Here is a 25,274-nt window from a genome sequence, read left to right on the forward strand (position 1 = left end):
TTATTTCTAATTCTTAGGGTATTTCAACCAATTTCAAATAGCCATTAAATTCATTGCCTAATTAAAATAAGTCATTGCTACTTTTATAATTTTTGTACTGGAAGACCTAACGTAATCCAGTCATGCATTCCTCCCCGGTAATATAAAATTCTATCAGCCGGATAACCTGCATCCAAGAGATTCTTTATAGCTGTTGATGACTGTGGGCATTGAGGACCATTGCAAAAAAATATACTGGGGTTGTTCTCGTCCAATTCATCCATTCTTTCAATCAATTCTTCATAAGGAATATTTTTTGAGCCTGGAATAGTTACTCCATCTGAGGTATCAGGTTTTCGCGCATCGATAATGGAATAACCCTTCATGTGGTGCTGATAAACTTCTAACTCACCAATTGTCTGCACGGATTGTGCAGCCTTTATCGATTGAATACTGCCCCATGTTACATCAACTTCCACTACGCCAGGTTCTGTTCCTATATTTTTAGGAATCATATGATTCTTATCCCTTTTAGAGATTCTAATCTCTGAAAAATCTCTATTTCTTGCCTTTAGATCGTTTACTATATCTATTTCAGGCATACCAACAGATTCTACTTTTCCATCTACAATTAATAATGGTGAGTGCTTCAATTGATATTTTTCAAATATTTCTGGATGATCCTCGAAATAATTTATTCTGTAGGGCAACCAAGCTTCTTGAAATAATTTCTCAAGCGATGGTCTATGAGGACAAGTTTTGGTTGCTGCTATTATAATTTCCATAAAAATTTTCTTTAATTAATTTTAGAATTAAAAACTGTTTTAAATTTTATATCACTAGTATTGCTACCATTAGTGTGTTTCATCATGCCTATTTCATTTTTCCTTTCATCTTCTTCATCATCTCAGGGTTTTTATCCATCATTTTCTGCATCAATTCTTCCATCATTTCAGGGTTATCATCCATCATTTGCATCATCTTTTCTTTCATCTCTTTTTTCATCGTTTTGTTGTTATGGATTTCATTCATCAGCATTTTACGTCCCATTTCACTCTCCATCATTTTTTCGAGCATTTTGGATTGCATCTTTTGCATCATTTCCGGATTTTTATCCATCATTTTCTGCATATGGGATTGCATTCTTTCCTTCATTTCGGGGTTTTTGTCCATCATCATTTTCATATTTCCAGATTCCATCTGTTCCATATGTGCCTTCATCAATATCTTTTTGGCTTCTTCATTTTTTTGTGCCTCGCTGATGAAATCAGTCATCTGAACAGGGTTTGAAATGATTTCTTGATAAATAGCACTTCTATTTTGCTCAACCTGCATTGTTTCGGTAGCATTGAAGGATGATTTGCAACTAAGCATTGTCCCAACTAATCCAACCATCATTAAAATTTTTACTGTTGCTTTCATATTTTTCATTTTTAAAAGTTTAATTAAAAATTTCAAATTAGCGAAAAATGAGACTATTAAACATGATAAAAGTCAGGCATTTAATGATTTACTAGAATTACCCAACTGCATTATTCAATTATTTAAATTTTTGAGAGTTTGCTTTATCAAGGGTTTGGAATAGGAATAGTATATACCCTTGTTATGGTTCATTTCCCATAGACCTAAACTCATTTCAATTGATTAATCACTAAAAATTTTGTAGAAAAACGTCCTTTAAACATTTTAGAAAAAATGCTCACATCCTAATAAAACATTTGGATGTTTGTGACGAAACTAATTTTTAAATATTACTGGGAAGATTTATACTTACAATAATGGAGTGTTTTTAAAATAAAAAGCCTTGAACATATTGCTCAAGGCTTTTTTAGTTGGGGTGGCAGAACTAAGTCGATTTCTAACAATATTTTGATTTCCCTACAATTAGTCTATTTCAATAAATCGAAGAAACTCCATAGTGTCTTTATAATTTCAGTCTTTAGAGGTTTAATTATTGACGTGTATTCTATTAATATTGGCAATGCCAAAGACCAGCACCAAAAAGCTTAAAAAAATCTCCATCATCACCAAAAGTTTGCCCGCAATGGATACTGGAACCATATCGCCATAACCAACGGACGAAAAAGTGATCAAACTGAAATACGAAAAATCAAAGAATTGCAATAAAACCGGACCACTAATTAATGTAGCGGTTTTAAAATTTTCTGAATTCAAAACATATAATGCTTGATAATCTGCTGAAAAAGATAGGATAATCATAAAAATTAATACACTAAATAAAGTGAGCACGTGGGTAAGCTGATGACTTTCCCCTATTATTTTACTTAACTGTATTAAAGTAAGTCTAACGATAAAAAATGTTTTAATCAAAGCCAAACAAACAATTAAAAGAGATAGAACAAGGCTATCGGAATTCGCATCAACCCATAGTGTATAACTTAAGGATAGCGCAATAACTGTGCTTACAGTAAGTAATACCTTTTTAAACAGTTGTTTATAAAAACCTGCTATTTTAGAGGTATCGTCATTATTTTCGATAACCATTTTATCTTATTATTTCAACTAAATATTTGAAACACTAAAGTCCCAATAATTACTGCGGCTATAATTGCATACAAAATGTAATTAAACCATTTTTTGAAGCCTCCTTGCTTTTGATCCTTTTCGATACCTGTTTTGCAACAATCTTTCATCGGATACTTTTTTTACTTTTTTTTTAGTGCCTAAGCAAGAGAAAGGTCTTTACTAACCAAACAATGAAAAAAGTTTCCCTTTCTCTCTATTAGGACTTTAATTTGTGCCTGGCACGGGAAGGAATTAACACTAACCTTGAATATTGTTTTCCTTCCCACGACAGGGCTTTAAAACTATTCATATATCCTTATCATCTTATGACCTTCTGTTAACTAATTAACCAGAACATTGAAAAGATTATTAAGGAAGGGATTATCTAATTAATAGTCTTTTGGACTTTCCCGCATTTAGGCATTTTGCTTCCGTAATATGGGTTTTTAACTTCATTGCTTGTGCTCAACCAAGTACTTCCTTTATCATACATTGGGCAGAACTGTTCGTAAAGTGTGATTTTTGTACCTGTAATTGCAACCATATCTGTTATGTCCTTACTTAAGATCTTAAAATGCTCACGTTGGTGATCTATCGCACTTTTAATGATATGCTCGGCATGCTCGGTAGCATCTTCAATGATATCGGCCAACTCTTTTTGGTTTTCTTTTGAATAACTACTGGCATCAAAAGCCTTTAGGGAAGCTACCAATTTGGATCCAAACTGGGCAGCTTTTTTAGTATCGTCTCCCACCAAAGCATCTTTTAAGTTGAAGTAATCACCTAAAATAGCCTCTGCTTTTGCATCACTTTTCATATTCGTCATTTTACTATGATCCATTTGCATATCTCCGTGTTCTTGGCTCATTTTTTCTTTTTCCTGTGCATTGGTAAAAGAAACTGCCATAAATAGTATTGCTACTATACTCATTTTTAGATTTTTCATTTTTAGATTTTTTAATGTTATAAACTATTTTTCAGCTGGGCCATATACTCAATAATTTCAGATTTTTCATCTTCGGAAAATTTTGCATCCGCATGAATAATTGTATAAGAGTCCAGTGGCATTTCATCATCTTCAATTTGACTGATAATTGACCTTAGTTTGCTGTTTTTTCTTCGGTCAGAATATTCATCCCATTCATTAAAATTTAATTCAGCCTTTCCTTCTTTTATATGATCTCCCAGAAACCAGGCAACTGGTTGTATTTTATTGTACCAAGGATAAGCTGTATTGTTGCTATGACAGTCATAACATGAGACCTGAATTTTGTTCTCTATGCTGGCTGGCACATTATTAACAACCATAAAATCGGTGTCAAGGACAACACTGCTTTGGTTGCGATCTGTAGGTATGAATTGTATGCCAATAAAAGCAACCAACAAAACCAGTGCTATGATTTTAATTACTTTCAATTAGTTTATCTGTTTCTGAACTTCTCCACAATTCATCATTTTGCTTCCGAAGTAAGGATTTTTAATTTCTTCAGAACTGCTCAGCCATTGAGCCCCTTTCTTGTCATTGTACATAGGGCAAAAATCCTGGTACAACTTCTTATCGGTTCCCGTAATAGCAATCATATCGATAACATCCTTGCTTAAAATACCAAAATGCTCCCGTTGGTGTTCCATTGGACTTTCTGAAATATGTTCAGCGTGTTCTTTAGCATCTTCAATAATATCTTTTAATTCCTGTTGTTCTTCGGAAGAATAACCGCTCGTATCAAAATCATCAAAATTGGCGACCAACATACCTCCTGCCTTGGCAGCTTCCTCTTGATTATCTGCAACCAGGGCATTTTTAATTTTGAGGTAATTATCAATAATAGCGTCAGAAGCAGTGTTGCCTGAATCGTTTGCCATCAATCTTTCTGAATCAGCATTTTTAGTTCCATCTTCCTGATACATTTCATTGGACATTGGTTCTGCGGCACCGTTATCCTGGTTGGCGTCCTTACAGGATATTGCTGTAATGGTTACCAAAGTCATTATCAAGGCACCCATTGTTGTTCTCGCTTTTTTCATTTTTGATCTATTTTGAATTAATTATTGTTTATTTTAAAATTGTTCCTTCTATGGGAACTTTAATATTAATCAGAAGATATTGTAAGCTTTCGTTCTAAATATTCTCCTTCTGTTATTTCACCTTTGGCACATCCTCCAGGTTTTCATTGCTTCTTTGCGCTTTTATAGCTCTTTGCATTTCTTTCCCGGGTATAAAAAAAAACCCGGGACTATAACTCCCCCTTTAAATTCAACCAATTCCATTCGTTTATCATACTATTTCATTTTTAAAACCTTTCGAAAACCCAAAATGAAGGTCTATGTCCCGAAAAATATTTTAACGAAATAGGATGGTTAAGAACTTAAATCGAAATTTAGGGAGAATGCTAAAGAAATCTTTTAATAATTATGGATCATATTTATATAATTTGATATAGATAATCTCTTTATTTTATAAAGTGAATCCAAAACCGGAGATTTCACAGGGCAGAATTTCCCATATTCGAACCTTTGAGAGGGGGTACTGCTGTGTTAGATCAAATTAAATACGTCTCGTGTAGTTTTTGCACATCCCGTATGAGAAAGGGCGGCGAGTAATTTTTGAAAGGGATGACATTTTCATCAAGTCCCTCAAATAGATTGATATATGTATAGAAGAAAGTAGCAACAAATGTTTGTTGCTCAAAAGTTAATTTATTGAATGATGACTTCAAATCATCGTGACCATCAACCGATATTTGTTTATCCGTACAACAGGCCTTTTTAGAAAAACCCTTTTCGCAACTTTTTTTGGATTGTTCTTTTTCCATACCACAGGTCTGGACATTTTGAACTAAAGAAAAATCAACCAGTGCCTTTCCGCAGAAGTGCATATCAACTGTGAATGACGTGGTAGTGAATAGTACTCCAAGCGCCATACAAACAGACAATACTCTATGAAAGTTGTTCTTCATAAATGTAAAATTAGATAATATAAACTTAAAAACGTGTCTTTTAGTGGAATTTTATCTGCAAATTAATACATTCCCAGATAAAAATGAACTCACTACTGGATATGCATATGCGAAGCCATTTTTGAATAAAAAAGTAAGCAATAGTAATCTAATGTTAGCTTTTGAGGAGCAAATAACGTTGATTGAGAACCTAGGGTCAGCTAAGAGTATCTTGGTGATTTAGGTTAATGTAAGGAAGATTCAGGTATACATCCACTTCAATATATATAATTTCAGGATTTCAATTTTACTTTCAAAGCTAAATACAGTCCTATCCCTAAGATGAATTTTGGGAGAAACGAATCTTTTTTGATTTAATATTAGATATTAGTAAAATGATTATAAATTTATTTCGCTATTATTCAATTTTAAAATTCCTCATCATACCCATATCCTCGTGTTCCAGGTTATGACAATGGTAGAGGAACAATCCTTTAAAATCCTCAAAACGCATTACGAGATCCATGTACATTCCAGGTAGTAGATACACGCTATCTTGACGTCCTTCATCTATGAACCCGTCTTTAACAGCATTCCATAAGTTTTGGTCAACGTTTTCATGATTTCTGTTTATAATATTGAACTGCAATTGATGAATGTGTACAGGGTGTGGCATTTGCATCATATTTCCCATACCGCTACCATTGCCCATCATACCCCTGTTATTTCCCATCATACCCCGTCCATCCTTTTGATTTTTAGTAGAAATGTTTCCTCCATTGTTTATTCGCCAGACCTCGGTGGTATTAAGCTTCACAATTTCATCTTCCGTCACCTCCATCCCATTGTAAGTTCTTCCGTTTATTGTCCATTTCATCATTCCCTCCATTGCAAAATTGAATGTTCTTGGAGAATTCCTGTTCTCGGCATCGGCCGGGTCTAAAGCCTGGGAAACCGACAACCTCTCCGGCAGTTGCGCATCATTCTTCCTTGATGCTCCTACATTGATGTTGATAATATCAAATTGACTATTGTAAGGCAGTGAATTATCACTTTTGTTCCCCATCATTCCACCACCCATCATTCCACCGCTCATCATATTATCCAATGGTATAGGCAGGTGAATTAATTTTAACTCCTCGTTTTCCGATTTCTTGGATAAATCTAGCCAAACGTCGACCCGTTGCGCGGGACCTAATAATAAATAGGGTAATTTTTTAGGACTTTCCAAAAGCCCACCATCAACCCCAAAAACCGTAATGGGTTCTTTAGTATTCCAGGCCAATTTGTAGGCGCGGGAGTTTGAACCATTTAGCAGTCGTAACCGATATTTTCCGTCTTTGTTTAGGGATAGAGTATTATCCACTTTTCCATTTATAAGTATTCGATTCCCCAAAAAGCCCTGCATTTGGTCCATTCTTCCATTCGGCAGATAGAGCAATTGGTTACTTTCATCAAAAGTTCTGTCCTGAATAACAACAGGAATATCATAATCCCCAGTTGGCAGGTTCAAGGCTTTTTCCTCTTCATCGGTAACTATAAACAAACCTGCCAGCCCTTTATAAACCTGTTCTCCAGTATGCCCGTGGGGATGTGGGTGAAACCAGTAGGTGCCTGCCCTGTTCATAACTTCAAACTCATAGATATAAGTTTCCCCTTTGTCTATTACGTGTTCTGGATGCCCGTCATTTTCGTGCGATACGTGCAAGCCATGCCAGTGGATAATTGATTTTTCAGAAATCTCATTTTCAAACCGTATCCGTACCCTATCTCCTTTCTTTACCCGTATTATGGGTCCAAGAGCACTTCCTTCTAACTGTTGTAAAGTTTGTTTAACCCCCTTTATTAAAGAACCCTTATACGAATAGGTATCCGTATTTTTGACGGACAGAATTGTAGTACTTGATTGTACTGCCTTTAATTGAATATCCACGTCGGCATTAAAATCGCTATTGATAGTAGTTCCAACATTGGGATGAGCAGAAGACGTGTCCATTTTACAAGAACTAAATAATGGCATCACATAAAACCCCGCAGCAAACAGGCTAGCTGTTTCAATGAAACTTCTTCTATTGTACTTATTACTATCTTTCATCAACAAATCTTTTTAAATTAAAACTATACAATTATGATGTTGCCGTAAAGGTTAACAGTACGATTACTAAAACTCCCTTTGCTATTTTCTCTTTGTTTCATTTTAATTATAATTTTACGTGAAGTTGTTCGATATTGTCAAGCACCTTTATCAAGGTGTTCTTCGTGTTTTTTGCCACATCCATTACGTCTTTTTTCATGGAGGACGACCAAGTAGTATCGGTATTTTCTATTGACACTTCTATAATAGAATTATCTTCCACTTCTTTAATAGTTACATGGCACGGAAAAAGAATGCTCATTTGAATGTCGCTAGCTATTAATTTTGATGCGGTTTCTATTTCACATACCATTAGAATGAGATGCCTTGGCATCTTTTCAAAGCTAGAGTCTAGATACTGTTTAACGTCAAATTCGCCAACAAGGTCAAGACCTAGTTTTTCAAGGTTATTTTTTACGTTTTGTACTGCTTCCTCAAAGGTTATACTGCCAAACCTCCTAGTGATACAGTAAGTGGTATTTCGACTTTCTGAATAATTTTGTTGCGAAACCTGTTTGTTTTTTCCCTTGTCATTTTCCATCATGTCGCTTTTAAAGTTTCTCGATTACATTTTCCAATTTAGTGGTAATGTCACTTGCTATTTCTGCCAGTATTTCATTATCGACCGCTTGCATGGATGCCATCGGATTTACCGCTGCTACTTCTATGACCCCTTTTGATACTTCCTGGACAATTACGTTACAGGGCAACATGGTGCCTATCTTATCTTCGGCTTCCAATGCCTTATGTGCATAGGACGGATTACAGGCACCTAGAATTCGATATTTTTTGAAGTCTACATCAAGTTTCTCTTTCAATGTTTCTTTGATATCTATATCGGTCAATATGCCGAATCCTTCCTTTTTTAACTCATCCGTTACCTTATCGATTACTTTTTCAAAATCTTCGTGAAGGGTTTTATTGAAATAATATTTCATCGGTTTAATTTTTAGTGTTCAACGTTCGTTTTTGTTCTTCATATTCTTCTTTGGACATTTCGCCCTTGGCAAACCGGTTGTCCAGAATATCCATAGGATTTCCCCTCTTCGCTGTATTTCGCCTATTTCTTCTATTGTACGGAAATATGACCAATACAAGAACGACAGGTATCAGTATCCACCACCACCACATCATCATAATTGTATAGTTTTAATAGTTAACTAAATGTTTAATTTGTAATTATCCCAATCTTAGGGCAGGAATTTATTTTCCTTCATTTTTCATTTTTTCTTGCATCTTCTTCTTCATCTCAGGATTTTTTTCCATCATTTTCTGCATCATATCTTCCATCATTTCAGGGTTTTCATTCATCATTTGCATCATCTTTTCTTTCATTTCTTTTTTCATCGTTTTGTTGTTATGGATTTCATCCATCAGCATTTTACGACCCTTTTCACTCTCCATCATTTTAGCGAGCATTTTGGATTGCATGTTTTCCATCATTTCTGGATTTTTTTCCATCATCTTCTGCATATGGGATTGCATTTTTTCTTTCATTTCGGGATTTTTTTCCATCATCATTTTCATATTTCCAGATTCCATCTGTTCCATATGAGCTTTCATCAACATCTTTTTGGCCTCTTCATTTTTTTGCGCCTCACTGAGTAAATTGGTCAACTGAACAGGGTTTGAAATGATTTCTTGATAAATAGCACTTCTATTTTCTTCTATCTGCATAGTTTCGGTTGCATTGAAGGATGATTTGCAACTAAGAATTGTTCCAATTAACCCAACTGTCATAAAAATTTTTACTACTGTATTCATATTTTCATTTTTAGATGTTAAATATTCATTTAAACTGATATTTTCATTTTTAATACTTACTGTACTCAACATTTTTTTTAGATGAGGAAACGATCAAAAGTCTCATAGCTTTCGCTTTTTTCAACTTCAGCTAGAGAAGGGAGTTTTCCCATTTCTAAGATGCTGTTTTTGGTAAATACAGATTTCTAGATTCGCTTGATTTTAGCTATTTTATGTATTAAATCAGCCCATTCCGGGTAGATCGTTTCTTTCCGATTAGTAAAAGTTATTTTAGCTTTCACCACTTTAGCATCAACCATTTTCTCCGTCATTTCTTAGAATGACTTTACTATCTAATTTGTGATTGGATTAATTGTTTGTATGGACATATTGATTCGTTTTTCATAATACAGGCATGATTTTCAATTTTTAATTGATCATAAAAATACACTCGCGTATATTCTTAAAATATGACGTTAAACATTTATGCTAACCTTTTTAAGCATGGAGGAATTCAAATGAATCAAATTCTATGAATGTTTGATGTAGTCAAGATATTCAATGCGTCCTTTTTTAGATTTTGTTTAGTGTAAGCATTGTGTTTTTAATTGAACCAAAACCTGTTTTATCCTTTATTCGTGCATGAGCATGCTCTACAGTATTCGCCACGACTATTTATCACACTACATATTTATCCCAAAGCCCATAGGTTTCTTTGATTTTTCCTTTTGCAAAGGAAAGTGCTATAATGATAAGCCCGGCAAGACTAGTGGTTAGATTGAGTGTCATATTGGTATCTTCTATTAACCAGGGCAGCACTGCCAGTGCCAGGCCTAATAATATGTTGAAATAGCGAAAACTTCTGAGCACTTCAGCCATAGCCACTACTGCAAAAACGATTACTAGTGCTCCTCCTAGATGGTTCAAATTTGCAGCAGATGTTTGAATTCCCAACCCGAAAACCTTGGGAGAAATCATCAACCAAAGCCCAATGACTACTGAAACTGTTAATTGCCAAGGGGCAGTCATTCCCCATATGGATGATTTTAAAACCTTCCAAGGCTTGTCCACAAACGTTACCAATTCAGGGGTACGTTCATCGTTTTCAGTAGAAAGTGCCTCGCCTCCTTTCCAAAACACTGTCCATAAAGAATCTCCTTTTTGTTTTCGTTGCATCATGTGTTGCCACATGGCAATAACCTCATCAATTTGTAAAGGGATCATGGGAAGCATAATAATAGCAGAAAACAGGCAAAGGGCACACCAGGCGCCTACGGTAAGTGGCTGAGAAATCACTAAGAATATACTCACTAAACCTAGTGGAATAACCAAGATACCAAAAAAGGTGACCATCCACGGCATAGTTCGCCATCGGGAAGTACCGCCCATAAATCCCATCAGAAATTCTATGGTGTAGGCGAGCGTGCCTAGTGCCGCATCTGAAATGGGCAAGCTATGCGACATATCGGAGTTCAAAACGTTTAAGGTACCTTCCCCAAAAAATGGATCCCAGGCTGTATCTATATAGCCCAATTGAAATGCTCCCAAATAGCGTGATGCCAGCCACCCTATAAATGCCAGGCCAATCATAATAGCGCGCTGTGGCCAGCTGGAGGGGTTATAACTCCAGCCCGTTGGCACATTGCCCCCCATTTTCATAAAGGTGATCATATTAGGCATTCCAGGAATGAGAATAGACAAGGCAATAATTAAGACCCCCACCAAGGTGCCGTTATAATAGGCTATAGCAGTTGGCGCCCAAAAAATTAGTGGAGCCATGCTGATCCATATCCCGATAAAACAAATGATCCAAACACTATAAGGACGGTTAGGCTTCAGGGATCTCCAACCAAAAACAACCAGTAATAATCCACTGATGATATCACTCCAATACATGGCGGCAATACGATCTCCGAGCGACAACCAGATGGGTCTTCCGCCTGCAGGTTCTACCACATTCTTTCCATAATCAAAAGTGAGCGGAGAAGCGATCATCCAAAAACCCAGCAATACAATTACCCAATACACCCAAAGGGTTTGTTTGTGATGATCTTTCAACATTATCATACGATCATCTGCACTCATTTTCATGTCACCCATGTCCGTATCCATGTGCTCATGATCTTTTTTGTGTTCGTGGCTTTTCATATCCATCATCGGCCTGGTTACACCTCGTGAGCCCATGCCTTCCATATTGTGTGGTTGATCTGTCATAATTTTTTGGGCCTAGCCTAGTTTATTTTCTTTGTAAAATTTCTCTGGATTGGCCTTTAAATTGTCAATCATTTTAGGCAAAGTATCTCGCAAACCGTGTTTGGGTTTCCATCCTAACAAATTTTTAGCCTTGGAACTGTCCATTTCAAAATGATCATTGGCCAGATCTATCATCCAGGGTTTTATAAAGGCTTTTCCAAATAGGTTTTGCATAAATGCACCGGCTTTAGCAAACCACTTTGGTATGGCGATGATGGGCGTTTTCTCGTCATGAATTTCTGTACTTATAATATCTTGCAATTCCTTATACGATAAGGTCTCATCATCACCAATATTAATGACAACTTCCGCTTGTAGGTCTTTCCGATTATCTATGGCTAAGGCTATCGCATTGATAACATCATCCCGGTGTACATAGGTGCTCCCATGGGCGGTGTTGGCTGGATAAAGCCGTGCTGAAAGTTGCTTTTCATAAATACGCTGAACCTGATTGGTGATGGGAATTGAATTGCCATCTTCACTATATACCCCAGCTATGCGCATAATCACTACAGGAATTTCACCCCGCTGCTCATGCATTACTTTTTCTGTGGTTACTTTAGATTTCGGATAATCCCATTTGGGTTCCAAAGGTGATTCTTCTGTAATCAGCACACCTGGTGAAGAAGGTTTGTACACAAGCATACTGCTTGAAAAAATGAATTGCTCTACTTTGAAATCTTGCAAGTATTTCAGCATACGTTCTGTGCCTTTTACTGTCACTTTATCATAGAGATCAGAGGGCTCCCCCAGAAAATCATAATAAGCAGCCAGATGCACAACCGAAGCTATTTTATTGCCATAGGCATAACGAATTCTTTTAAAGGCAAAGTCCATTCGTGAATCGCTGGTGAGGTCTACACATACACATTCTGCCTCTACCGGTGGAAAAGGATAGCCATCCTGATCAAATCCAACCACATGGTATTTTTCAGAAAGCTTATGGATTAAGGCTGAGCCTATCATTCCACTGCTTCCTGTCACAATTACTACTTCCTTGTTAGGTTTTTGGGCGCCTATATCCATTTGTAAATTCTGATTCTGTAAATTTTTGTTGCTTGTTTCCATTGCTTTATTTTATTAAAAATCGGAATTGAATATTTGAGTTCTAATCGGTACCAAATACTTTATTGAGCAGTATAGCCACCATCTACTGTGTAATAAGAACCTGTTACAAAAGAAGATTTTGAAGAACTTAACCAAAGCACTAATTCGGCAACCTCTTCGGCAGTACCTAATCTGCCAACTGGATGAAGCCCGGCTAATGATTGAATAGTATCTTCATCGAGTGTATCGGACAGTAAAGGAGTATCGATATATCCCGGTCCAACAGAATTAACACGAATTTGTTTCTCAGCATATTCCAAAGCAGCGGTTTTAGTAAGTCCTACCACACCATGTTTTGCCGCAACATAGCCACCCGAATTTTTGGAACCCACCATACCAAGAATGGATGCCATATTTACAATACTTCCACCTTCGCCAGTTGCTAACATAGCAGGAAGCTGGTAATGCAAGCCATAAAACACACCCGAAAGATTGATACTGATAATTTTGTCCCAACCATCAATAGGATATTCACCTACTGGAGCTAAATCTCCACCAATGCCCGCATTATTGCATGCAATATGCAAACCACCATATTTTTTTATGGTTTGCTCTACGAGTGATTGGTGATCACTTGGTTTTGAAGTATCAGCTTTTATAAAAAAAGCTTCTCCGCCTTTTGATTTAATTACGGACACCGTCTCATTTCCACCCTTTTCATCTATGTCGGACACAACAACTTTTGCACCTTCTGATGCGTACAGTGTTGCTATTGCTTTGCCAATGCCAGAACCTGCTCCTGTAACAATGGCCACTTTGTTTTCTAAGATTTTCATTTTTAAAAGTTTAATTAAGCTGCGCTATGTTCCGAAATGGTATAATGCGTATTCTTTAATGCATCTTGAAGTGCATCTGCTTTAATTTTTTCAGTTGAAGTAATTTCTGCTTCCTTCTTTGCTAAGTCAACTTGCACGGATGTTACACCATTGACAGTAGATAATTTATTTTTAACGGCCGTAACGCATCCGCCACAACTCATACCACTGATGTGATAAGTATGTTTGATTGAATTTTCCATGATTAATAAATTTTGTTGGATTTTTAATATTTTAAAACGGATCATTCAGTCCGCTTACTCTTATCAGTTTCTTATTTACAAACTCCTGAATCCCCAACTCTGATAATTCACGACCGAAGCCTGAACGCTTTGTTCCACCAAAAGGAAGATCAGCTTGTGTCCAGGTAGGGTGATTGATAAAGACCATTCCGGTATCAATTTGATCGGCAACTCTCTTTCCGCGTTCTATATCCTGTGTAAATACAGAACCTCCCAGGCCATAATCAGAATCATTAGCCAGATCAATGGCAGCTTGTTCGTCTTTTACCACATAGAAAGAGGCAACCGGGCCAAATAATTCTTCATGATAAGCAGCAATTCCAGGTTTTAAATCGGTGAGTATGGTAGGTTCCATAAAGGCACCTTCACGATCGGCACGTTTGCCGCCCAATAGTATTTTTGCACCTTCATCAACGGAACGTTTCACTTGATCGGCTAAATGGACTGCGGCTTCTTCACTACTTAAAGGGCCTAATTCTGTTTCTGCATCCATTGGATCACCCACTTTCATTTTTGATAATTTTTCCTTAAACTTTTTAATAAATTCATCTGCTATTGCTTCCACTGCGATAAATCGCTTGGAGGCTACACAACATTGACCGTTGTTATTCATCCTGCCTACAACTGCCCACTCAACCGTTTTTTCCATGTCCGCATCCTCCAATATGATAAACACATCATTACCGCCAAGTTCCAGTACAACCTTTTTTAAATGTTTTCCGGCTTCCTTAGCAATACTTGCACCTGCTTCTTCACTTCCTGTTAAGGAAACACCTTTTATCCTTTTATCAGAAACCAATTTTGATGCATGGTTGCCGGTGATGAATAAATTGGTGTACAATCCTTCTGGAGCTTCTGCTTCTTGGAATAGTTTTTCTATAGCAGCAGCACATTGTGGAACAATGGAGGCATGCTTAAGCAATATTGTATTACCCACCATAATGTTGGGAGCTGCAAAACGAGCTACTTGATAGTAAGGAAAATTCCAGGGCATCACACCCAACAATACGCCAATGGGACTATTTCGAATTATAGCCTCTCCATATTCCGGGTCAAGAACTTTATCGGCAAGAAAAGTTTCTCCGTGATCGGCATAGTAATCAAAGATATCTGCACTCAAGTCAATTTCACCTTCCGCTTGGGCAAGGAGTTTGCCCATTTCTAAGGTGATGGTTTTGGCAAGTTCAGATTTTTTATTTCGCATGAGTGTAGCTACTTTATGTAGCAAATCAGCCCGTTGCTGGTAGCTCGTTTTTTTCCAGTTAGTAAAAGCCAGTTGAGCTTTCGCCACTTTAGCATCAACCGTTTTATCCGTCATTTCTTCGAATGACTTTACTGTCTTATTTGTGTTCGGATTAATTGTGTGAATAGACATATTGATTCGTATTTAATTAAATAATCAAGAATTTCATTTTGAAATGACTATAAAAATAAACCTGTATCTATTCTTAAAATATGATGTAAATCATATAAGTTAATCTTTTTAAGCAAGGATGAATTCAGATGAATAATAATCTCGTTTTTGTCGTGTTAGTTGTTTGTTTCGTGGCCTCTAAAACATTATTTTTTGGTATAACCCTCCTTTCTTTTCCGAAATAGTTGCTCCATCTACTAGCTTCAAGGTATATTACTGTATCCTTAACTTAAGAAGTCTAAGTATAACAATAACAATCTTTTAACTTTAGTTTTTATTTCTACACATTAATATTATTGGTAATGAGAGGGAGAATTCCGTTTGATCTCCACTTTTTATTAATCCTCTTAGATTTTTAATCAATGTTTTAACACCCAAAGGATTTGCAATTAATTCATTGATGTTGAAACCAGATCCGGCCTTTGCCTGCCTATTTCTTTAACAATTTGACACCGATAACGAGGAACTTGCAAAAGCCCTGCAATGTTTCATTCAGGCTTTCGCAGGGAAAAGGGTAGATCCCGAAAATTATGACCTGCTCATGGAAATCTATACGGAAGAGTTCAACTATCTGGAAATAATGACTTCCTTTTTCACAAGGAGTCTTATCTATATTCCTCTTATTATTAGATTTTTAACTCAATCTATAAAAAACTATCAAAATAGTAAAGCCTGAATCACTTAAAAAGTGAAATCCCCCCAAATCGCAGGATGTTCACTAGCCGCATGATTTTTTTGATTCATGCTTGGATAGGTAGTCCACTTAGGCTGCTTCTCCGGCCACATACCTTTCCTGTTTAATCCGCAGCTTTTTACTTTGGAAAAAAGTTCTGGGGACAATAAAAGGTAATCCTTTTGTTTAATATTTACTCCCATTCTGTAAGCGCCAAGACTGTGGTATCCAGCATCCTTTCCTTTATCGAAATCTACATTAAAAGATGGGTGTTTGGTAACATCCTTCAGATTAGTTTTCAGCAGTAAGGGCGTAAGAGAATAACAATAGGATACGGCATTTAGAGTACCCACTACTGCAATATGCTTTTTGCCTTCAGAATATAATTGATTATAAACCGCGGCAATTCTCTCGGTCTGTTTTTCTCTGGTATCATCGGAAATGTCTTTATCTTCTGTTTGATGCTGTAAATGTGTTGCCAGAATCCAAATTGTATTTCCTTTAGGGGTACGGATTTCATATTCCATAAAATCTTTGTTGAAAACTAGTTGTCCTAAGAAATTTAAATCATAACTGTGGCTCCGCACCGATCGGATCTCAAAACCGTTCCGGGTAAGAATTCCTATTTCCTGGCCTCGTTTGTCGTTTCCCTGCACCACAAAAGTTTGTTCAAAAGACTTACAATGAAACCTAGGGAGAAACTCCTGATTAAATTCTGCTAGGGATGCACGGTCTTCAATTTCCTGAAGAATCAAAACATCTGGATTCACATCGGCGATTACCCGGGCCTTATTTTCCACAGCTACAGGATCTAATGGATAATTCTGAAGTGCTATCCAGCCATTCCAGTCGGTTAAATCCCCGGCCTTTAACTCCTTTGAATAATTCATGCCTTTCAAAAAAAGGAATCCGGCTTTTCTCCTTAAAACTGCGTATGGTAGCTGAAAGCTATTATCCATACCCAGTAAAAAGGATAACTCCCTCAAACGTTCATTTTCCTGATTGGTTTTTTTGAATTTTCCCATCAATTGATCTATCTCCATTAACCAATCATTATAACATTTGCTGAAAGGCTTTTCCAAAAAACTTCTGTCTCGATGAAATAAATTCTGAATATTAAATGTGGCTATTTTCATATTATTTTCTCTTGTCTTTAATTTTTTCATCGAAGGCTACCAGGTTAAACATATTTTTCATTCTGCTCCTTACACGTAAGCCATATAAATCTTCAAGTTCATAGGCACTTAAATTTGTGGTAGCATGAGTTTTTAAATTAGTTTGTAGGAATAATTCATATCTCGAAAGTAGGATTTCACCAATCACATTACAATCCCGACCGTAATGCCTACCTATAGGCTCCACCCCCATATCATCAAAACAAAAATTACTACTGTCCCCGTAATCTTCAATAGTTTTGTAACCCAGATGGTTAAATGCAAAAACGATATTCCTGCATGGCATTACGACATAATTACGCTGATGTGGAACTAAATACCTTAAAAGTTTCATCATGCTGGTTTTGCCGCATCCCACAGGTCCAGAAAGCAAAATTCCTTTTTCAGGATCCATTTCAAATTTCTCGCAGTAATTCTGATCCTTTATATAATAATTACATAGCTTGAATAAAACATTTTTATCCTCTTCATAAATTTTAAAATGTTGGCCGAATAGGATTTTACCTTTTGCTTCAAGAAACACCAGGATCTTTGGGAAGTCATAGACTATTTTAGTTCCGTCAAAATTCCCCAGGGAATACTCAATTCCATCTTCTATAATACTAGAGGGGTTCGCCATAGTTCTTGTTTTTACTTGTTTTCAGGTTATCCCGATTTTGAAATGCTGCCGGAACCTTTTCAAATTCGTTTGCTTTTAGCATCCAGTTTTCAGCGGTTGCATGCCAGTCAATGATATTAAGTTCATTCCTAAGCTTCCATCCAATAGAGCTGTAATGATTGAAGAATTTTTTTCCTTCATTAGCAGACCAATTTTTATTTTTAAAATGGTTTAAAACTTCATTTTCATTTTGCGGGTGCTCTCGTTTATTAAAGTTTATTTTTTGTTTATTATTGTTTATTAAAGGGGTTAATGCTTGTTTACTACTTGTTTCGGACTTGTTTACAGCTTGTTTAGCACTTGTATCAAAAATGAGCATGTTAACCCTACTGCCCTTATAGGGATTATGGGACGGCAGATATTGAATATATTTTTGTTCATGCAATTTTTTCAAACAGCGATGATAGGTTGGGTTGGAACCAATTTTTCCCATTCTCATAATTTCTTCTCTGTGGATATAGAAAATATTTTGGAATCGATGAATATTCCAGGTCTGGAATAAAGCCATATACAAACTTATGTGAGTGGCATTAAGACTGGAATCCTTTGAAAATTGCTGGAATACAGCATTCAGATGCGTGATATAATTCATAGCTCAATCATTTATATTAAGGTTATTTGCAAGTACTTTATGAATTGCGGCGGAATCGTAATAAATAATCCCTCCTATCTTACTAAATGGCAGTGTGCCATTAACCCTAAAATTATTAAGTGTTCCGGCGCTAATTTTCAACATTTCCCTGACCTCTGTAGATTTCAGCCATTTTGTTGATACATGTCTCGATTCCTTTTCGAGTAGTTTTTGAATCTCTTCCAGAAGTTCCACCTTGAAATCCATTAAATCTTCTGTGGTTACAATTGATGCTGGCATAATTAAATGATTTTAAAACAATCCCACCGCAGGTTAAAAGGTTTAAAGCGATGGGATTGCTCTGGTTTAATTTATTATTACAAAATTGCAGCGGATAAATGATTTAAAATCACCATATCAACGGACTCCGGTGAAAATTTAACATTCCTAATATGAATATAATTGGATATATTTAGAAGAAAGTTGAATAATTTTATAACCCAAAACCCTTCAAAAAACATGAATTTTATTTACAATGATGAATACCCAAGATCATCCTGGTTGAGTAGTTTTTTAACATCTTAAATAATAAAATAGCAATTTTTTGAAAGGTTCAATAGTCGGAATCCCTCATCTTAGTAAGTAGATTGATAGATAATTCCTCTAAGAATGGAGTGCGGCTTTTTTTTCTAGATTTTAATTCTGAAAAGGTCCTATATATATCACCTGTATCAAAATGAAATGCCTCTTTGAAAAATGCCGCAATATCTTTTAAATCAGTATTTCCATTATTAAAAACCTTTTGTTCATGAAGTGCATATATAAGTTCTGTTAAACCTGCTTTAGACCCTGTCCACTTAAGTTCATTCTTGCTTTCGGAAGTATCTGAATAATCAGAATCCAACCTCTGTAACTGTTGTTTAAGAAATTTTATGAAAAGTTTATTTGCTTTTACTTCCCCCAACAGGAAATCATGGGACGTATTAAAATCAGGATTTCTAAAATGGAGCAAAGCTTCTGTAATCACTATATTGTTAAATTCACGAGTAAAATAAAACGCATCTAGATAGCTTTGATTAGTCTCTATATATTCTCCAAATTCTGAATTGATCAAAAAGAATTTGTTCAATTTCTTAAGTTTTGTATTAATAAATTCTGTCAAAAATTTCTTTCCGCCTTTTGGCGCTTGAACATAAAAGGAATGCAGCTTCGAATAGTAAATTAATTGGCTTAAGGGAAGTTGTTTCTGTGTTTTAAAAAAAAGGATTTCTGAAGAGATATCCTGGAAACCTCCAGAATTGATCTCTTTTCTATAAGATTCCAATATCATACGACAATAATTAATAATTTCTCTGCAGACAACAAGCTTGTTGAGAAAAGTTCGTTCGATTCTCCAAATTTCAGCCTCTATTTCTTCTTTTGTAATCTGAAAGTCCATTTTATTGATATTAAGAATGTCATCTTAAATATCCGTCTATTTCATAAATTCAAAAAATAGATAAACATTCCATTTATAAAGAAGGGGAGTCATTTATAAAGAATAGGAAAATTAATTATGGAAATCTGAATTTTAACTGGAAAGGATTATTTTAATTCTTCATGTTGGATTTGGCAAAACTGAAAATCTTGCTATACAGTCTTATCGTTTCATTATAATCACCAAAAGTTTCATGGCCAGAATCATAATCTATATCCATTAAAATGGCTGTATTTGCTGTATTGTATTTCTGAAGCTTGGCGATATACTTACCGTTATCCCACAAAGGAATCCGGTCATCATTGTAGCTTGGCATTATAAGAGTAGCTGGATAGTTGGTGTTAGGTTTAATATTTAAATAGGGGTCCATTTTTATTAGTCCCACATATTCCGCACTGTCCTTTACAGTTCCATATTCTAGATAACTTGTGCTGCTAGCAGTATTGGAAGATTCTAGACCGAAAGGGTTTAATCGGGGCACTTCGGCAATAAAAGATGAATAAAGATCAGGTCGTTCATTAACTGCCATTGCTGCTGTAACACCTCCCGCGCTGTTTGTATATAAAGAAATCAAACCTTCTTTAGTAAGATTCATGTCTATTAAAGCTTCCGTACAGGCTATAAGGTCCTTCCATGAATTATATTTAAGATTTTTCATGCCCTGTTCATGCCACTCCTTTCCTTTCTCCCCTCCACCTCTAACATGCGGAAATGCCAGAATTCCTCCCTGTGCCGCCCAGTCTAAGAAAATAGGAGAGAAAAATGGACTCAGGCTTTCACCATAAGCTCCATAAACAAAAATGAAGACTTCATTATCTGAATTCTTCTTAATCCCTTTCTTATAGACCAATGACATAGGAACTTTTATTCCGTCATGCGAGGTGACCATTACTTGCTCAGAAATAACATTTGCAAAGTCATGGTATTCACTTTCATTTGAAAGTTTCTCTTTTTGAACATTATCTTTTTTATCTATTATATAGCGAGTATAATTCGAAGTCCAACCATCCAATCCTACTCCTATGTTATTATGAGAAAGAGATTCTCCAAAAAAAGAAATATAGCCGGGCGTAAAAGGAAGGTCGAATTGGGTAAGCTGATTCCCAGAACTTATTTTAAATAAGGAAACATTTGCACCGTACAAAGATCTTGTGAAAAATATATGATCCCTAGTTAATCCAAAATTCGTGATTGGATCGTCTTTGGTTCCTTCTACTAAGATAATGGGATTATTAAAATCTGGTCTTGAAATATTTATCTTTGCTAAGCTATTTCCCTTCAATTTTCCTTGGCGGAAAATAAACTCTTCCCCGCGCAGTTCGCCTTGGTCATAGTATATTTTATCATCCTTTTTAAAAAAAGGTTTCCAATCTGGTTTTCCATTAATAACATCACTCATTTCAGCGATAAAACTGTCATAATAATCATCTGAGCTGGCCACATATCCAATAATAAACTTATCCTTGCTCGAGCCAATCTTTACTTTAGGATAAAAATCTGCTGAAATTTCTAAATTTGTATCAGATCCAAAAATTGGTGTAACATTTATACTATCCTCCCCTATTTTATGTAGTACTGAAAACGATTTTTTTTTGAAATCTGGCTTAGATGTGTCAACCTCTGGAAAATATAAATAGATAAAACCAGAGTTATCTGGTAGCCATTCTATTCCGCCAAAATCAGGATTTATATTTGTTATTTCATCATTTAGGAATTTGCCTGCTTCCAAATCGTATATTTTAATCTTACTGGAAAAATCATTATTTTCATTAAATCCAATGGCTATTTTTTTTCCATCGAAAGAAGGTTTAAGGTAGCTGATCTCTTTATCCCCAATAGCATAATGGTTAGGATCGAATAATTCTTTTTCCTCGGCATCAAGTTTCTGTTTATAAAATAATTTTTCCATTCCTAGACTGTCATCTTTTTTCAAGTAGAAATAATTTCCAGTCTCGTTTACAGTAATCATACTCACTTTAGATTGAGTAATATTTTGAAGTTGTTTAAATCTTTCCAGGTATTTCTGCATTGATTCAATGGTATCAAAATATGCTTCTGCCAAAGAATCCTGTAATTTGAACCACTCTTTAATTTTCTCATTTTCAATATCGTTTAGGTTATAAAAATCATCTGTAACTTTTACGCCAAATTTTATCTCATGTTTAATCTCCCCATTAATATTGGGATATATCAACTGGTTAATTTGTTTTTCCTGAGAATAACAAAATATTGGTAACAGGATCAGGTAATTGGTCAGAAAAAGTTTCTTAAATGTCTTCATAACTGTAGTTTTAAAAATTCCCGAGCCATTAAATTTGACTCGGGAATTTAGGAAAATGACACGATTAAATTTATACTCCTGCCTTGGGTCTTTTAATTTTGTCCCTATCTATAGGTCCATCCTCTCCCCCACCTCGAATTTTATCCAAATTCTTCAGTTCTCTTCCTTTGAAATCTTTTAGTACTTTTTTCATAATTTAAGTATTTGATTAATAAAAATTTACACTCACTAAGTAATCACAAATGAACACAATCAGCAAAAAATTTAAACCGTCATTTATAAATGGCGACTAGTTTCCCTCGATTTTAGTTCATTTAAAAACATTGAAGGAGAAACTCCAGTTTTCTTATAAAAAGCTTTGGAAAAAGATTCTCCTGTCTTAAATCCGAAAATTTCTGCCAAGCCCTGATGATTGTATTTTAATAAATCTGGATCCTTGCTAAGGCGATTGATGGCGGCTCTTATCCTCAGATCCTTAAGATAATTGGGGAAATTCACTTTTTTGTAATGGTTAATAATGGTTGAAAGGTATGTTGTGTTAGTGCCTAGATCATTGGCTAGATTGGACAAATCAAGATCTTTATTTAAATATCGGTCTGAATTTTCAAAGGCATTAAGTTTTGATAAGATCTCTTTTCTAATTTCTATTGGTACCGAAGATGGGTGCTCAGTAACTTGCTTCGTTTCATATATTTGAACTTCACCACCTTCCATTAAAATATTTAATCTTTTTCTTATGTTTCTTGAACGGAGGAAAAAGTAAATACCGATTAAAATAGCAATCCCTGCAAACACAGCTATTCCAATTATATAAAAAGTTTTTGCTTCTAATTGTTTTTCAGCTTTCAGTTTTTGCCGTTTAAGATCGGGTATATCATATGCTATTACGACCTGATTATTCACATTTTCCTGAGCAGATGATAATATGCTGTCATTATGAATCAATTTTTCTATGTATTCAATTTGCTCTTTTTCGTTATCCTCAAGAACAGAATAGATAATAAGCTGCTGATAAACATCTTTAACTTCTCCAAAAGGATCCCCAGATAAGGAAACAATAGAATCTATTTCTTTAAAATAAGCCATTGCAAGCTTATCATTTTTTAAAAATTTTTCGATTTTTCCTAGGTAATAAAGTTTAATTGCTCTCTCGGTACCCTCTAACTTATTAATATATTTCAACAAGCTATCTTTTGATTTTTTGTAATCTTTCTGATAGTAATTTATCTGGGCATCAACAAGTACGAAATCCCTGAAATCATCAGTTTTTTTGAGAGATTGCGCCAGTTTTAGACCTTTTCGCACATAAAATTTTGCAGTGTCTATTTGTGATAATCTTAAGTAAGTAAGGGAAAGATTATATAACAAGGTGGAGTAATCTTCATAATACGCATCAGGAAAATTTTCATTCTGCTTTAATAAGTTTAGGGACCGTTTATATAGATCGGCGGCGGCATAATGCTGACCATTTATATTTCGAATTGCTGCGATTGCCAGTGATATTTCCCCTTGGTCTTCTTTGTTTTCTTTTTCTAAGGCCAGATTATACGCTTTTAAAAAATTATCAAGTGCCGGTTGGAATTTTCCCTGATCATAAAACAAATTTGCTTTAAGGGTGTATCCTAACGTAGGATAACTTTTATGATCACTATTTTCTGTAATTAAAATAATAGAATCTGCATAAGCTAAAGCGAGCTGCGACTCTTCAATAAAAATTAAATGATAGAATGCCCTTGCAAGTTCTATAGGATTGTTTTCTTTTTTTGACTTGCTTACATGAATTCTGATTATATTTCGAAGTTTATCAAATTCTGATGCTTCCGCAGCATCTGCTTCTATAATATGCAGTTGCTCATAAGAGGTAGTAATTGAATAGTCAGCAGGTGACTTAGTGTTTATAGTTTGTGAAAACCCGATCTGAGTTACACAAAATACGAGTGCTAGGCAGATCAGGGCCTGGAATCGAAAATATTGTATTAGAGAAGAGAAGATCATTCTTTATCATTTAAAATTCCTGATTTGACCATAAATGCCGAACTTGAAAAAAGACCCGGTCCATAAGCGTTACTTCATTAAGCAAAATTTCAGCAGTACCTTTCAACTCTTGATGAAATTGCAAATTTTTACCATACGATGTCCTAAGGTTACCAATATCTAGATAAACAATATAAGCAGGATTTTCACCTATTTTCGGTACTTCAGATATCGATCTTACCTTCGCTCTTACCATGCCCCATTCACGGTATGGATAATTTTCAAGTTTCAAATTTACCTTTTGGCCGGCTTTAAGCTTACCAGAATTTCGTAATGGTACTTCACATTTCCCGATTAGGTTTTGCTGAATTAAAGGAACCACCGTGAAAATATTTTCGCCTTCGGTAATATTCTGATACTCTCCCCAAACTTCGAAAAATGAAAGCCGTCCCTCAATAGGGCTTTTTAGAAGATATTTATCTTCCCATTCTGTAATGGAATTAAGTAAATTTTGCCTGGATAGCTCTAAATCCATTTCTAATTTATTTTTATTCCTAACAGAACTGTGTATGGTCAGTTTTTGTTTGTTTTGAAATCCGCTATTCTCTAACTTCAACTGGTTAAATTCTTGTTTTAATAAATAAAATTGCCGTTGTACACTTAAAAGTTCTTTTTCTGTTGTTTCCAGGTCCAGTTGAGATATCACACCCTTTTGAAACAACTGCTTATATCTACTATAATTATTTTGAGAAACATCCAGGTTTCTTTCCATAGTAATTAATTCCTCTTTTTTGTTCTGAATTGAATTTTTCTGATTGAATAATTCTGCTTTGATCTGTTCATCATAAATATTAAAATCCTGAAGAGATTCATCTAATATCAATTGCTGATAATTATTCCAAAAAGTATTATAATACAATTGGATATCGCTTCCTAAATGCAATTGTGGTGAAAAAGTTTTTGATAAAACTTCAAGAGAGTAAATTTCATCTAAGTAACTCTTTAGTTGATTTTTAAGATAAAGAATATCCTCTCTATTTCCGTTATTTTCTAATTCACCTAAAATATCACCTTTAATAACCGTATCTCCAGCTTTATAATTAATTGCCAAGATCTTTCCAGTATTTTTTGCCTTAATATGTGCTGGTGGATTATCTGAAGTAACCATGACATTTCCTTCAACCACTTCATTAAATGGGAAGAAGGAAGCAAAAAGGAGTATAAGAATTAACATTACAAAAATAAAGATAGTACCGTAGCGTAATATCCATCCAGGCTCCTTTTCAAGCTTACTATCTTTATTTGAATTAAACATT

General features: G+C 35.2%; 26 protein-coding genes. All 26 read right to left on the reverse strand.

What is annotated here, in order from left to right; genetic code table 11:
- Positions 1–83: 83 nt before the first annotated feature.
- Entirely contained in the window at positions 84–764 is a 681-nt protein-coding gene (locus ES724_RS02640; protein WP_146929205.1) for a rhodanese-like domain-containing protein, read from the reverse strand.
- An 88-nt stretch (positions 765–852) separates the two neighbouring features.
- Positions 853–1,401: a hypothetical protein gene (locus tag ES724_RS02645; protein WP_246136804.1), complete on the reverse strand. Its 549-nt coding sequence runs from the start codon at positions 1,399–1,401 to the stop codon at positions 853–855.
- Between the two features lie 525 nt (positions 1,402–1,926).
- The gene (locus ES724_RS02650) at positions 1,927–2,484 is read right to left on the reverse strand and encodes a potassium channel family protein (RefSeq protein WP_146929210.1); all 558 of its coding nucleotides are present in this window, start codon (positions 2,482–2,484) and stop codon (positions 1,927–1,929) included.
- A 406-nt stretch (positions 2,485–2,890) separates the two neighbouring features.
- Positions 2,891–3,451 (reverse strand): DUF3347 domain-containing protein, encoded by a 561-nt coding sequence (locus ES724_RS02655; protein ID WP_146929213.1) that lies wholly within the window; start codon positions 3,449–3,451, stop codon positions 2,891–2,893.
- Between the two features lie 17 nt (positions 3,452–3,468).
- Complete coding sequence (locus ES724_RS02660; RefSeq protein WP_146929216.1) at positions 3,469–3,921, reverse strand: heme-binding domain-containing protein; 453 nt, start codon at positions 3,919–3,921, stop codon at positions 3,469–3,471.
- Positions 3,922–4,530 carry a DUF3347 domain-containing protein gene (locus ES724_RS02665; protein ID WP_146929218.1) on the reverse strand — a complete coding sequence of 203 codons (609 nt, stop codon included), beginning with the start codon at positions 4,528–4,530 and terminating at the stop codon, positions 3,922–3,924.
- 515 nt (positions 4,531–5,045) lie between these two features.
- Entirely contained in the window at positions 5,046–5,462 is a 417-nt protein-coding gene (locus ES724_RS02670; protein ID WP_146929221.1) for an HYC_CC_PP family protein, read from the reverse strand.
- Positions 5,463–5,859: 397 nt separating this feature from the next.
- Complete coding sequence (locus ES724_RS02675; protein WP_146929224.1) at positions 5,860–7,536, reverse strand: multicopper oxidase family protein; 1,677 nt, start codon at positions 7,534–7,536, stop codon at positions 5,860–5,862.
- Positions 7,537–7,642: 106 nt separating this feature from the next.
- Positions 7,643–8,116, reverse strand: a complete 474-nt coding sequence (locus ES724_RS02680; RefSeq protein ID WP_170249839.1) for a DUF302 domain-containing protein — start codon at positions 8,114–8,116, stop codon at positions 7,643–7,645.
- Positions 8,117–8,126: 10 nt separating this feature from the next.
- Positions 8,127–8,513 carry a DUF302 domain-containing protein gene (locus ES724_RS02685; RefSeq protein WP_146929229.1) on the reverse strand — a complete coding sequence of 129 codons (387 nt, stop codon included), beginning with the start codon at positions 8,511–8,513 and terminating at the stop codon, positions 8,127–8,129.
- A gap of 4 nt (positions 8,514–8,517) precedes the next feature.
- The gene (locus tag ES724_RS16955; RefSeq protein WP_317129740.1) at positions 8,518–8,712 is read right to left on the reverse strand and encodes an SHOCT domain-containing protein; all 195 of its coding nucleotides are present in this window, start codon (positions 8,710–8,712) and stop codon (positions 8,518–8,520) included.
- A gap of 66 nt (positions 8,713–8,778) precedes the next feature.
- Positions 8,779–9,411, reverse strand: coding sequence for a hypothetical protein (locus ES724_RS02695; RefSeq protein WP_246136805.1), 633 nt, complete (start codon positions 9,409–9,411; stop codon positions 8,779–8,781).
- A 585-nt stretch (positions 9,412–9,996) separates the two neighbouring features.
- Positions 9,997–11,532 (reverse strand): vitamin K epoxide reductase family protein, encoded by a 1,536-nt coding sequence (locus ES724_RS02700; RefSeq protein ID WP_146929232.1) that lies wholly within the window; start codon positions 11,530–11,532, stop codon positions 9,997–9,999.
- A gap of 12 nt (positions 11,533–11,544) precedes the next feature.
- Positions 11,545–12,639: an NAD-dependent epimerase/dehydratase family protein gene (locus ES724_RS02705; protein WP_246136806.1), complete on the reverse strand. Its 1,095-nt coding sequence runs from the start codon at positions 12,637–12,639 to the stop codon at positions 11,545–11,547.
- A gap of 59 nt (positions 12,640–12,698) precedes the next feature.
- On the reverse strand, positions 12,699–13,454 hold the full coding sequence (locus tag ES724_RS02710) for an SDR family NAD(P)-dependent oxidoreductase (RefSeq protein WP_146929235.1): 756 nt from the start codon (positions 13,452–13,454) through the stop codon (positions 12,699–12,701).
- Between the two features lie 14 nt (positions 13,455–13,468).
- Positions 13,469–13,696, reverse strand: coding sequence for a heavy-metal-associated domain-containing protein (locus tag ES724_RS02715; RefSeq protein ID WP_246136807.1), 228 nt, complete (start codon positions 13,694–13,696; stop codon positions 13,469–13,471).
- A 31-nt stretch (positions 13,697–13,727) separates the two neighbouring features.
- Positions 13,728–15,110 (reverse strand): NAD-dependent succinate-semialdehyde dehydrogenase, encoded by a 1,383-nt coding sequence (locus tag ES724_RS02720; RefSeq protein ID WP_146929238.1) that lies wholly within the window; start codon positions 15,108–15,110, stop codon positions 13,728–13,730.
- A 720-nt stretch (positions 15,111–15,830) separates the two neighbouring features.
- Positions 15,831–16,958, reverse strand: a complete 1,128-nt coding sequence (locus tag ES724_RS02730) for an exonuclease/endonuclease/phosphatase family protein (RefSeq protein ID WP_146929241.1) — start codon at positions 16,956–16,958, stop codon at positions 15,831–15,833.
- 1 nt (position 16,959) lies between these two features.
- Positions 16,960–17,616 (reverse strand): ATPase, encoded by a 657-nt coding sequence (locus tag ES724_RS02735; RefSeq protein ID WP_146929244.1) that lies wholly within the window; start codon positions 17,614–17,616, stop codon positions 16,960–16,962.
- Positions 17,600–18,088: a hypothetical protein gene (locus tag ES724_RS02740; protein WP_246136808.1), complete on the reverse strand. Its 489-nt coding sequence runs from the start codon at positions 18,086–18,088 to the stop codon at positions 17,600–17,602. Before ES724_RS02740 ends, ES724_RS02735 begins: the two co-directional genes overlap by 17 nt.
- A gap of 162 nt (positions 18,089–18,250) precedes the next feature.
- Positions 18,251–18,526, reverse strand: coding sequence for a helix-turn-helix domain-containing protein (locus ES724_RS02745; RefSeq protein WP_146929250.1), 276 nt, complete (start codon positions 18,524–18,526; stop codon positions 18,251–18,253).
- Between the two features lie 313 nt (positions 18,527–18,839).
- Positions 18,840–19,556 (reverse strand): RteC domain-containing protein, encoded by a 717-nt coding sequence (locus ES724_RS02750; RefSeq protein ID WP_170249840.1) that lies wholly within the window; start codon positions 19,554–19,556, stop codon positions 18,840–18,842.
- 259 nt (positions 19,557–19,815) lie between these two features.
- Positions 19,816–21,984, reverse strand: coding sequence for a prolyl oligopeptidase family serine peptidase (locus ES724_RS02755; protein ID WP_146929256.1), 2,169 nt, complete (start codon positions 21,982–21,984; stop codon positions 19,816–19,818).
- 70 nt (positions 21,985–22,054) lie between these two features.
- A complete protein-coding gene (locus ES724_RS16870; RefSeq protein ID WP_006987920.1) occupies positions 22,055–22,177 on the reverse strand; it encodes a hypothetical protein in 123 nt (40 codons plus the stop codon).
- 83 nt (positions 22,178–22,260) lie between these two features.
- On the reverse strand, positions 22,261–23,979 hold the full coding sequence (locus tag ES724_RS02760; protein WP_146929259.1) for a helix-turn-helix domain-containing protein: 1,719 nt from the start codon (positions 23,977–23,979) through the stop codon (positions 22,261–22,263).
- Between the two features lie 10 nt (positions 23,980–23,989).
- Positions 23,990–25,273 (reverse strand): HlyD family secretion protein, encoded by a 1,284-nt coding sequence (locus tag ES724_RS02765; protein WP_146929262.1) that lies wholly within the window; start codon positions 25,271–25,273, stop codon positions 23,990–23,992.
- Between the last annotated feature and the right edge of the window lies 1 nt (position 25,274).

This window comes from Gillisia hiemivivida (assembly GCF_007997295.1).
In the GTDB taxonomy this organism is placed as follows: domain Bacteria; phylum Bacteroidota; class Bacteroidia; order Flavobacteriales; family Flavobacteriaceae; genus Gillisia; species Gillisia hiemivivida.

Coding starts and splice junctions, on each gene's coding strand:
- ES724_RS02710 (WP_146929235.1), bottom strand. CDS start 13,454: ATGAAAATCTTAGAAAACAAAGTGGCCATTGTTACAGGAGCAGGTTCT.
- ES724_RS16870 (WP_006987920.1), bottom strand. CDS start 22,177: ATGAAAAAAGTACTAAAAGATTTCAAAGGAAGAGAACTGAAGAATTTG.
- ES724_RS02735 (WP_146929244.1), bottom strand. CDS start 17,616: ATGGCGAACCCCTCTAGTATTATAGAAGATGGAATTGAGTATTCCCTG.
- ES724_RS02670 (WP_146929221.1), bottom strand. CDS start 5,462: ATGAAGAACAACTTTCATAGAGTATTGTCTGTTTGTATGGCGCTTGGA.
- ES724_RS02640 (WP_146929205.1), bottom strand. CDS start 764: ATGGAAATTATAATAGCAGCAACCAAAACTTGTCCTCATAGACCATCG.
- ES724_RS02755 (WP_146929256.1), bottom strand. CDS start 21,984: ATGAAGACATTTAAGAAACTTTTTCTGACCAATTACCTGATCCTGTTA.
- ES724_RS02745 (WP_146929250.1), bottom strand. CDS start 18,526: ATGCCAGCATCAATTGTAACCACAGAAGATTTAATGGATTTCAAGGTG.
- ES724_RS02750 (WP_170249840.1), bottom strand. CDS start 19,556: ATGATATTGGAATCTTATAGAAAAGAGATCAATTCTGGAGGTTTCCAG.
- ES724_RS02655 (WP_146929213.1), bottom strand. CDS start 3,451: ATGAAAAATCTAAAAATGAGTATAGTAGCAATACTATTTATGGCAGTT.
- ES724_RS02715 (WP_246136807.1), bottom strand. CDS start 13,696: ATGGAAAATTCAATCAAACATACTTATCACATCAGTGGTATGAGTTGT.
- ES724_RS02765 (WP_146929262.1), bottom strand. CDS start 25,273: ATGTTTAATTCAAATAAAGATAGTAAGCTTGAAAAGGAGCCTGGATGG.
- ES724_RS02700 (WP_146929232.1), bottom strand. CDS start 11,532: ATGACAGATCAACCACACAATATGGAAGGCATGGGCTCACGAGGTGTA.
- ES724_RS02720 (WP_146929238.1), bottom strand. CDS start 15,110: ATGTCTATTCACACAATTAATCCGAACACAAATAAGACAGTAAAGTCA.
- ES724_RS02680 (WP_170249839.1), bottom strand. CDS start 8,116: ATGGAAAATGACAAGGGAAAAAACAAACAGGTTTCGCAACAAAATTAT.
- ES724_RS02675 (WP_146929224.1), bottom strand. CDS start 7,536: ATGAAAGATAGTAATAAGTACAATAGAAGAAGTTTCATTGAAACAGCT.
- ES724_RS02695 (WP_246136805.1), bottom strand. CDS start 9,411: ATGTTGAGTACAGTAAGTATTAAAAATGAAAATATCAGTTTAAATGAA.
- ES724_RS02740 (WP_246136808.1), bottom strand. CDS start 18,088: ATGGGAAAAATTGGTTCCAACCCAACCTATCATCGCTGTTTGAAAAAA.
- ES724_RS02650 (WP_146929210.1), bottom strand. CDS start 2,484: ATGGTTATCGAAAATAATGACGATACCTCTAAAATAGCAGGTTTTTAT.
- ES724_RS02730 (WP_146929241.1), bottom strand. CDS start 16,958: ATGAAAATAGCCACATTTAATATTCAGAATTTATTTCATCGAGACAGA.
- ES724_RS02760 (WP_146929259.1), bottom strand. CDS start 23,979: ATGATCTTCTCTTCTCTAATACAATATTTTCGATTCCAGGCCCTGATC.
- ES724_RS16955 (WP_317129740.1), bottom strand. CDS start 8,712: ATGATGATGTGGTGGTGGTGGATACTGATACCTGTCGTTCTTGTATTG.
- ES724_RS02705 (WP_246136806.1), bottom strand. CDS start 12,639: ATGGAAACAAGCAACAAAAATTTACAGAATCAGAATTTACAAATGGAT.
- ES724_RS02665 (WP_146929218.1), bottom strand. CDS start 4,530: ATGAAAAAAGCGAGAACAACAATGGGTGCCTTGATAATGACTTTGGTA.
- ES724_RS02685 (WP_146929229.1), bottom strand. CDS start 8,513: ATGAAATATTATTTCAATAAAACCCTTCACGAAGATTTTGAAAAAGTA.
- ES724_RS02645 (WP_246136804.1), bottom strand. CDS start 1,401: ATGAAAGCAACAGTAAAAATTTTAATGATGGTTGGATTAGTTGGGACA.